Origin of the sequence: Erwinia typographi (assembly GCF_000773975.1) — a bacterium.
Classification (GTDB): Bacteria; Pseudomonadota; Gammaproteobacteria; order Enterobacterales; family Enterobacteriaceae; genus Erwinia; species Erwinia typographi.
This window is the reverse complement of sequence record NZ_JRUQ01000077.1, coordinates 21921-31035: the sequence shown is the minus strand read 5'-3', so window position 1 is coordinate 31035 and position 9115 is coordinate 21921. Positions and strand designations below refer to the sequence as shown.

Sequence of the window (9115 nt, the reverse complement as noted above, 5' to 3'; positions counted from 1 at the left end):
GCAATCCTGGTTGTTGCCGCCACTGACGGCCCAATGCCGCAGACCCGTGAGCACATCCTGCTGGGTCGCCAGGTTGGCGTTCCTTTCATCATCGTGTTCATGAACAAATGTGACATGGTTGATGACGAAGAGCTGCTGGAGCTGGTTGAGATGGAAGTGCGTGAACTTCTGTCTGCCTACGACTTCCCTGGTGATGACCTGCCAATCGTTCGTGGTTCTGCGCTGAAAGCGCTGCAGGGCGAAGCCGAGTGGGAAGAGAAAATCATCGAGCTGGCCGGTCACCTGGATAACTACATCCCAGAGCCAGAGCGCGCCATTGACAAGCCGTTCCTGCTGCCAATCGAAGACGTTTTCTCTATCTCTGGCCGTGGTACCGTTGTTACCGGTCGTGTAGAGCGCGGCGTGATCAAAGTCGGTGAAGAAGTTGAGATCGTTGGTATTAAAGATACCGCTAAGTCAACCTGTACCGGCGTTGAAATGTTCCGTAAGCTGCTGGACGAAGGTCGTGCGGGCGAAAACTGTGGTGTTCTTCTGCGTGGCATCAAACGTGAAGACATCCAGCGTGGTCAGGTTCTGGCTAAGCCAGGCTCGATCAAGCCACACACTAAATTTGAGTCAGAAGTTTATATTCTGTCCAAAGACGAAGGCGGCCGTCATACTCCGTTCTTCAAAGGCTACCGTCCACAGTTCTACTTCCGTACTACTGACGTGACCGGAACCATCGAACTGCCGGAAGGCGTTGAAATGGTAATGCCAGGTGACAACATTCAGATGATTGTTACCCTGATCCACCCAATCGCGATGGATGACGGTCTGCGTTTCGCTATCCGTGAAGGCGGCCGTACTGTTGGTGCGGGCGTTGTTGCTAAAGTTATCGCTTAATCGCGGATAATATTTGACGCAACGCACAGGAAAAGGGCATCATTTGATGCCCTTTTTGCACGCTGTAACATAGAACCTGGCTCATCAGTGATTTTCAACCATAATCATTGCTGAGGCAGGCTCTGTAGCACGGCGTTATATGCCGAGTTTCGCCTGACAGCCTCATTCGGTTTGGTTGCCTCGTTTTCCGGGGCAAAACAGTTTCTGATTTATTGTGGCAGGTTGGTTTATGAGTGCTAATACCGAAGCTCAAGGGAGCGGGCGAAGCCTGGAAACGGTAAAGTGGTTAGTTGTTGTGCTGCTGCTGATCGCGGCTATCGTAGGCAACTACTACTACCGTGAAGTCACGCTGCCGCTGCGCGCGCTGGCCGTCGTTATCCTGATCGCAGCAGCAGGTGGCATCGCGCTGCTGACGACGAAAGGTAAGGCGACACTGGCGTTTGCCCGTGAAGCGCGCACCGAAGTTCGCAAGGTCATTTGGCCGACTCGTCAGGAAACGTTGCATACCACGTTAATCGTTGCCGCGGTAACTGCCGTGATGTCACTGATTTTGTGGGGACTGGATGGTATTCTGGTCCGTCTGGTATCGTTTATCACTGGCCTGAGGTTCTGAGATGTCTGAAGCTCCAAAAAAGCGCTGGTACGTCGTTCAGGCGTTTTCCGGTTTTGAAGGCCGTGTAGCCCAATCGCTGCGCGAGCATATCAAGTTACATAACATGGAAGAGCTGTTTGGCGACGTCATGGTGCCAACCGAAGAAGTGGTTGAGATCCGTGGCGGTCAGCGCCGTAAAAGCGAGCGCAAGTTCTTCCCTGGCTATGTTCTGGTCCAAATGGTCATGAATGACGCAAGCTGGCATCTGGTGCGCAGCGTACCGCGCGTTATGGGATTCATTGGTGGTACTTCCGATCGTCCGGCACCTATTAGCGACAAAGAAGTCGACGCGATCATGAACCGCCTGCAGTCTGCGGGTGATAAGCCACGTCCGAAAACCCTGTTTGAGCCAGGTGAACTGGTTCGCGTTAGCGATGGTCCGTTTGCTGACTTTAACGGCGTGGTTGAAGAAGTGGATTATGAAAAAAGCCGCCTGAAAGTGTCGGTGTCAATCTTTGGGCGTGCTACGCCGGTTGAGCTGGACTTTGGCCAGGTTGAGAAAGGCTGATTGTTACCGTCCGTGAGGTCAGAGCAGGGTAACATGGCTGCTGCATAGAAAAAGATCTCCGTACGAGAATATCAGTTGCGAGGGGCGCGAAATTGCAATACAATTTCGCGCCTTTTGTTTTTATGCGCTGTGTTCAGCGTGTGAATATTAATCACGGGGAGCTCTTTACGGAGCGTCTGAACCCAATAGAGGAATTATCATGGCTAAGAAAGTACAAGCCTACGTCAAGTTGCAGGTTGCAGCCGGTATGGCAAACCCAAGTCCACCGGTCGGTCCGGCTCTGGGCCAGCAGGGTGTTAACATCATGGAATTCTGTAAAGCGTTTAACGCCAAAACAGAATCCCTGGAAAAAGGCCTGCCTACTCCAGTAGTGATTACCGTTTACTCTGACCGTTCTTTCACCTTCGTTACCAAAACGCCTCCAGCACCAATCCTGCTGAAGAAAGCGGCTGGTATCAAGTCTGGTTCCGGCAAGCCGAACAAAGACAAAGTTGGTAAAGTAACGCGTGCTCAGGTACGTGAAATCGCAGAAACCAAAGCTGCGGACATGACTGGTGCTGATATTGAAGCGATGGCTCGCTCAATTGAAGGTACTGCTCGTTCCATGGGCCTGGTAGTAGAGGACTAAGAAATGGCTAAGCTGACCAAGCGCATGAGCGCGATCCGCGACAAAGTTGATTCAACAAAACAGTATGACATCAACGAAGCTGTTGCTCTGCTGAAAGAACTGGCGACTGCCAAGTTTGTTGAAAGCGTTGACGTAGCGGTAAACCTGGGCATCGATGCTCGTAAATCTGACCAGAACGTTCGCGGTGCAACTGTACTGCCACACGGTACTGGCCGTTCCGTTCGCGTTGCCGTATTTACCCAGGGCGCAAACGCCGAAGCGGCTAAAGCTGCAGGCGCTGAGCTGGTAGGTATGGAAGATCTGGCTGACCAGATCAAAAAAGGCGAAATGAACTTCGACGTAGTTATCGCATCTCCAGATGCAATGCGCGTTGTTGGCCAGCTGGGCCAGGTTCTGGGCCCACGCGGTCTGATGCCAAACCCTAAAGTAGGTACCGTAACCCCTAACGTTGCTGAAGCGGTTAAGAACGCTAAAGCGGGTCAGGTTCGTTACCGTAACGACAAAAACGGCATCATCCATACCACTATCGGTAAGGTTGATTTCGACGCAGATAAACTGAAAGAAAACCTGGAATCCCTGCTGGTTGCGCTGAAAAAAGCAAAACCATCTCAGGCGAAAGGCGTTTTCATCAAGAAAGTTAGCATCTCCACCACTATGGGTGCAGGTGTTGCGGTTGATCAGGCTGGCCTGAACGCTGCTGCTAACTAATCTGCTTTACGCGGGCGAAAGTTTCCTCTAGAATCTTACGCCCGTTGTTCTGTAATTATACAGAACCCGTATTCAAGGCATTTGAACTGAGACAGGGCGAGTGAAGCGCCAGCAGCATAGCTCGCTATGCGGCCGGTGTGCGCGAACGCAGCCAGCACGGCATCAGTTCGAATGACGTAGAAGCGAAAGAATTTTCGGTTGGAGCCTGGCCTTATCCAGGCCTCCGTCCAAGACCGCAGGTGTGAGACCGCAAGGTCACGCTTAATTTCCTGCGTAGACGGTGACAGAACCTGAAGAATATTTTTATAGTCTTTGCTGGATTCTGCTCACCGTGTTAAGCGCCTGCCTCAGGCAACTGGGGTCAGGTGAAGTGAGTTCCGGAGAAATTCATCTCCGGCCAAAATCCAGGAGCAAAAGCTAATGGCATTAAATCTTCAAGACAAACAAGCGATTGTTGCTGAAGTCAGCGAAGTAGCCAAAGGCGCGCTGTCTGCGGTAGTTGCGGATTCTCGCGGCGTGACCGTAGACAAAATGACTGAACTGCGTAAAGCAGGTCGTGAAGCTGGCGTTTACATGCGTGTTGTTCGTAACACCCTGCTGCGCCGCGTAGTTGAAGGAACTCAGTTTGAGATCCTGAAAGACACGTTTGTTGGTCCGACCCTGATTGCATACTCTATGGAACACCCGGGCGCTGCTGCTCGTCTGTTCAAAGAGTTCGCGAAAGCGAATGCAAAATTTGAGGTCAAAGCTGCGGCCTTTGAAGGTGAGCTGATCAGTGCGGCCAATCTTGACCGTCTGGCAACTCTGCCGACTTATGAAGAAGCGCTGGCACGTCTGATGTCGACCATGAAAGAAGCCGCTGCAGGCAAACTGGTCCGCACTCTGGCAGCCGTCCGCGACGCCAAAGAAGCTGCTTAATCGCACTTTTTTGACCGTTGCACTTTAAAGCACAAACTATTTCTGATTCACAGGAACAATTGTTATGTCTATCACTAAAGATCAAATTCTGGAAGCAGTAGCGGCTATGTCTGTCATGGACGTTGTTGAGCTGGTTTCCGCTATGGAAGAAAAATTCGGCGTTTCTGCTGCTGCCGCTGTAGCTGTAGCTGCTGGTCCAGCTGAAGCTGCTGAAGAAAAAACTGAGTTCGACGTGGTACTGAAAGCTATCGGCGCTAACAAAGTTGCCGTTATCAAAGCAGTACGCGGCGCAACTGGTCTGGGCCTGAAAGAAGCTAAAGACCTGGTTGAGTCTGCACCTGCTGCCCTGAAAGAAGGCATCAGCAAAGACGACGCAGAAGCACTGAAGAAAGCACTGGAAGAAGCTGGCGCAGAAGTTGAAGTTAAATAAGCCAACCTTTCAGGTTGCAGCCTAATCCTTTTAGGCTGACGGCTGGTGACTTTTTGGTCACCAGCCTTTTTGCGCTCTAAAGCGTCAATGACGTTTCACACTGTTTAGTCATTGATTTGCTTAATATCTTTCTCTATCGACGACTTAATATATTGCCTCCACTGCTGAGGTTCCTCCGCATAGCCCTGGCAACGAAATGATTTAAGAGTGATAGAAAGAGGTATTACGGAAGGGGAGTCTTCTTTCCGCGCCACAAAATAGTGTTGCATGAACTGTCCCCCTGGACGGACAGCGAGGTTCTACTTTTCAGCGAGCTGAGGAACCCTATGGTTTACTCCTATACCGAGAAAAAACGTATTCGTAAGGATTTTGGAAAGCGCCCCCAGGTGCTGGACATCCCTTATCTCCTTTCTATCCAGCTTGACTCGTTCCAGAAGTTCATCGAGCAGGATCCGGAAGGTCAACATGGTCTGGAAGCGGCATTCCGTTCCGTATTTCCTATCCAAAGCTATAGCGGTAACTCTGAGCTGCAGTACGTCAGCTACCGTTTAGGCGAACCCGTATTTGATGTTAAAGAGTGTCAGATTCGTGGCGTCACTTTCTCTGCTCCTCTGCGCGTAAAATTGCGCCTGGTGATCTACGAGCGCGAAGCGCCGGAAGGCACCGTTAAGGACATCAAAGAGCAAGAAGTTTACATGGGTGAAATTCCACTCATGACCGATAACGGTACCTTTGTCATCAACGGTACAGAACGCGTTATCGTTTCTCAGCTGCATCGTAGTCCTGGCGTTTTCTTCGACAGCGACAAGGGTAAAACCCACTCATCGGGTAAAGTGCTTTATAACGCACGCATTATTCCTTACCGCGGTTCATGGTTGGACTTTGAGTTCGATCCGAAAGACAACCTGTTCGTTCGTATTGACCGTCGCCGCAAGCTGCCTGCGACCATCATTCTGCGTGCGCTGAACTACACCACTGAACAGATCCTTGACCTGTTCTTTGAAAAAGTCGTGTATGAAATCCGCGACAACAAGCTGCAAATGGAGCTTATTCCAGAGCGCCTGCGCGGTGAGACTGCCTCTTTCGATATCGAATCCAACGGAACGGTATACGTTGAGAAAGGCCGTCGCATCACTGCACGTCATATCCGTCAGCTTGAAAAAGATGGCGTTGAACACATTGAAGTTCCCGTTGAATACATTGCCGGCAAGGTAGTAGGTAAAGACTACATTGACGAAAGCACCGGTGAGCTGATCGTTGCGGCGAACATGGAACTGTCGATGGACCTGCTGGCGAAACTTAGCCAGTCCGGCCACAAGCGCATCGAAACGCTGTTCACCAACGACCTGGATCACGGTGCGTATATCTCCGAAACCGTCCGCGTCGACCCAACCAGCGATCGCCTGAGCGCCCTGGTTGAGATCTACCGCATGATGCGCCCTGGTGAGCCACCAACGCGCGAAGCGGCTGAAAACCTGTTCGAAAACCTGTTCTTCTCCGAAGACCGCTACGATCTTTCCGCGGTTGGCCGTATGAAGTTCAACCGTTCTCTGCTGCGTGACGAGATCGAAGGTTCCGGTATCCTGAGCAAAGACGACATCATCGAAGTGATGCGTAAGCTGATCGGAATCCGTAACGGCATTGGCGAAGTGGATGATATCGATCACCTCGGCAACCGTCGCATCCGTTCCGTTGGCGAAATGGCGGAAAACCAGTTCCGCGTAGGTCTGGTGCGCGTTGAGCGCGCGGTGAAAGAGCGTCTGTCTCTGGGCGATCTGGATACCCTGATGCCACAGGATATGATCAACGCCAAGCCGATTTCAGCAGCCGTGAAAGAGTTCTTTGGTTCCAGTCAGCTGTCACAGTTTATGGACCAGAACAACCCGCTGTCTGAGATTACGCACAAGCGTCGTATCTCTGCTCTGGGCCCGGGCGGTCTGACGCGTGAGCGTGCAGGCTTTGAAGTTCGAGACGTTCACCCGACGCATTACGGTCGCGTGTGCCCAATCGAAACGCCTGAAGGTCCAAACATCGGTCTGATTAACTCCCTGTCAGTGTACGCACAGACTAACGAGTACGGTTTCCTGGAAACCCCATACCGTCGCGTTCGCGAAGGCGTGGTGACCGACGAAATTCATTACCTCTCTGCAATCGAAGAGGGTAACTACGTTATCGCTCAGGCGAACACCAACCTCGATGACGAAGGTCACTTCGTAGACGATCTGGTGACCTGCCGTAGCAAAGGCGAATCGAGCCTGTTCAGCCGCGATCAGGTTGACTACATGGACGTTTCCACCCAGCAGGTGGTTTCTGTCGGTGCGTCACTGATCCCGTTCCTGGAGCACGATGACGCCAACCGCGCATTGATGGGTGCAAACATGCAACGTCAGGCGGTCCCAACTCTGCGCGCTGATAAGCCGCTGGTTGGCACCGGTATGGAGCGCGCGGTAGCGGTAGACTCCGGCGTAACTGCCGTAGCGAAACGTGGTGGTACCGTTCAGTACGTGGATGCATCCCGTATCGTTATCAAAGTTAACGAAGACGAAATGTACCCGGGCGAAGCCGGTATCGACATTTACAACCTGACCAAATACACCCGTTCTAACCAGAACACCTGCATCAACCAGATGCCTTGCGTGAACCTGGGTGAACCAATTGAACGTGGTGACGTGCTGGCTGACGGTCCTTCAACGGATCTCGGCGAACTGGCGCTGGGTCAGAACATGCGCGTCGCGTTCATGCCGTGGAACGGCTACAACTTCGAAGACTCCATCTTAGTCTCCGAGCGCGTGGTACAGGAAGATCGCTTCACCACCATCCACATTCAGGAACTGGCGTGCGTGTCTCGTGACACCAAGCTGGGGCCGGAAGAGATCACTGCTGACATCCCTAACGTGGGTGAAGCGGCGCTCTCTAAGCTGGATGAGTCCGGTATCGTGTATATCGGTGCGGAAGTGACCGGCGGTGACATTCTGGTTGGTAAGGTTACGCCGAAGGGTGAAACCCAGCTGACGCCAGAAGAGAAGCTGCTGCGTGCGATCTTCGGTGAGAAAGCGTCTGACGTTAAAGACTCTTCTCTGCGCGTACCAAACGGCGTGTCCGGTACGGTTATTGACGTGCAGGTCTTCACCCGCGATGGCGTGGAAAAAGACAAGCGCGCGCTGGAAATCGAAGAGATGCAGCTGAAGCAGGCGAAGAAGGACCTGTCTGAAGAACTGCAAATCCTCGAAGCAGGCCTGTTCAGCCGCATCAACTACCTGCTGATTGCCGGTGGCGTTGAAGCGGAAAAACTGGAGAAGCTGCCGCGCGAGCGCTGGTTGGAACTCGGTCTGACCGACGAAGACAAGCAAAACCAGCTGGAACAGCTGGCAGAGCAGTACGACGAGCTGAAGCACGAGTTTGAGAAAAAACTCGAAGCGAAGCGCCGCAAAATCACTCAGGGCGATGACCTGGCGCCTGGCGTGCTGAAAATCGTGAAAGTGTATCTGGCCGTTAAGCGTCAGATTCAGCCTGGTGACAAAATGGCAGGTCGTCACGGGAACAAAGGTGTTATCTCCAAGATCAACCCGATCGAAGATATGCCATACGATGAGAACGGTACGCCGGTCGATATCGTACTGAACCCGCTGGGCGTACCTTCACGTATGAACATTGGACAGATTCTTGAAACCCACCTGGGTATGGCTGCGAAGGGCATTGGCGAGAAGATCAACGCTATGCTTAAGAAGCAGGAAGAAGTGTCCAAACTGCGTGAGTTTATTCAGCGCGCGTACGATCTGGGCACCGATGTGCGTCAGAAAGTCGACCTGAACACCTTCTCCGATGACGAAGTGCTGCGCCTGGCTGAAAACCTGAAGAAAGGGATGCCAATCGCCACGCCAGTGTTTGACGGCGCGAAAGAAAGCGAAATCAAAGAGCTGCTGCAGCTCGGCGGCCTGCCTTCTTCCGGTCAGATCACGCTGTTTGATGGCCGTACCGGCGAGCAGTTCGAGCGTCAGGTTACCGTTGGCTACATGTACATGCTGAAACTCAACCACTTAGTGGATGACAAGATGCATGCACGTTCTACCGGCTCTTACAGCCTCGTTACTCAGCAACCGCTGGGTGGTAAGGCGCAGTTCGGTGGACAGCGCTTCGGTGAGATGGAAGTGTGGGCGCTGGAAGCCTACGGCGCCGCCTATACCCTGCAGGAAATGCTGACCGTGAAGTCTGATGACGTGAACGGCCGTACCAAGATGTATAAAAACATCGTTGACGGCAACCATCAGATGGAACCGGGCATGCCGGAATCCTTCAACGTACTGTTGAAAGAGATCCGCTCGCTGGGTATTAACATCGAGCTGGAAGACGAGTAAGCACTCGAATTTGTACTGGTTACAGCACGCCCGT

At 52.4% G+C, this 9115-nt stretch carries 8 protein-coding genes; all 8 read left to right on the top strand.

Going from position 1 to position 9115, the window contains the following annotated elements; all coding sequences use genetic code 11:
- The coding region (gene tuf, locus NG99_RS23950; protein ID WP_034898584.1) for an elongation factor Tu at window positions 1-882 on the top strand (882 nt) is incomplete at its 5' end.
- Between the two features lie 229 nt (window positions 883-1111).
- On the top strand, window positions 1112-1495 hold the full coding sequence (gene secE / locus NG99_RS23945) for a preprotein translocase subunit SecE (protein WP_034898580.1): 384 nt from the start codon (window positions 1112-1114) through the stop codon (window positions 1493-1495).
- A gap of 1 nt (window position 1496) precedes the next feature.
- Window positions 1497-2042, top strand: a complete 546-nt coding sequence (gene nusG, locus NG99_RS23940) for a transcription termination/antitermination protein NusG (RefSeq protein WP_034898579.1) — start codon at window positions 1497-1499, stop codon at window positions 2040-2042.
- A gap of 199 nt (window positions 2043-2241) precedes the next feature.
- Window positions 2242-2670 carry a 50S ribosomal protein L11 gene (gene rplK / locus NG99_RS23935; RefSeq protein ID WP_013200293.1) on the top strand — a complete coding sequence of 143 codons (429 nt, stop codon included), beginning with the start codon at window positions 2242-2244 and terminating at the stop codon, window positions 2668-2670.
- A gap of 3 nt (window positions 2671-2673) precedes the next feature.
- On the top strand, window positions 2674-3378 hold the full coding sequence (gene rplA / locus NG99_RS23930; RefSeq protein ID WP_034898578.1) for a 50S ribosomal protein L1: 705 nt from the start codon (window positions 2674-2676) through the stop codon (window positions 3376-3378).
- A gap of 420 nt (window positions 3379-3798) precedes the next feature.
- Complete coding sequence (rplJ, locus tag NG99_RS23925) at window positions 3799-4296, top strand: 50S ribosomal protein L10 (protein ID WP_034898577.1); 498 nt, start codon at window positions 3799-3801, stop codon at window positions 4294-4296.
- 64 nt (window positions 4297-4360) lie between these two features.
- Window positions 4361-4726 (top strand): 50S ribosomal protein L7/L12, encoded by a 366-nt coding sequence (gene rplL, locus NG99_RS23920; protein ID WP_034898574.1) that lies wholly within the window; start codon window positions 4361-4363, stop codon window positions 4724-4726.
- 326 nt (window positions 4727-5052) lie between these two features.
- Window positions 5053-9081 carry a DNA-directed RNA polymerase subunit beta gene (gene rpoB / locus NG99_RS23915; RefSeq protein WP_034898572.1) on the top strand — a complete coding sequence of 1343 codons (4029 nt, stop codon included), beginning with the start codon at window positions 5053-5055 and terminating at the stop codon, window positions 9079-9081.
- The last annotated feature ends 34 nt before the right edge of the window (window positions 9082-9115 follow it).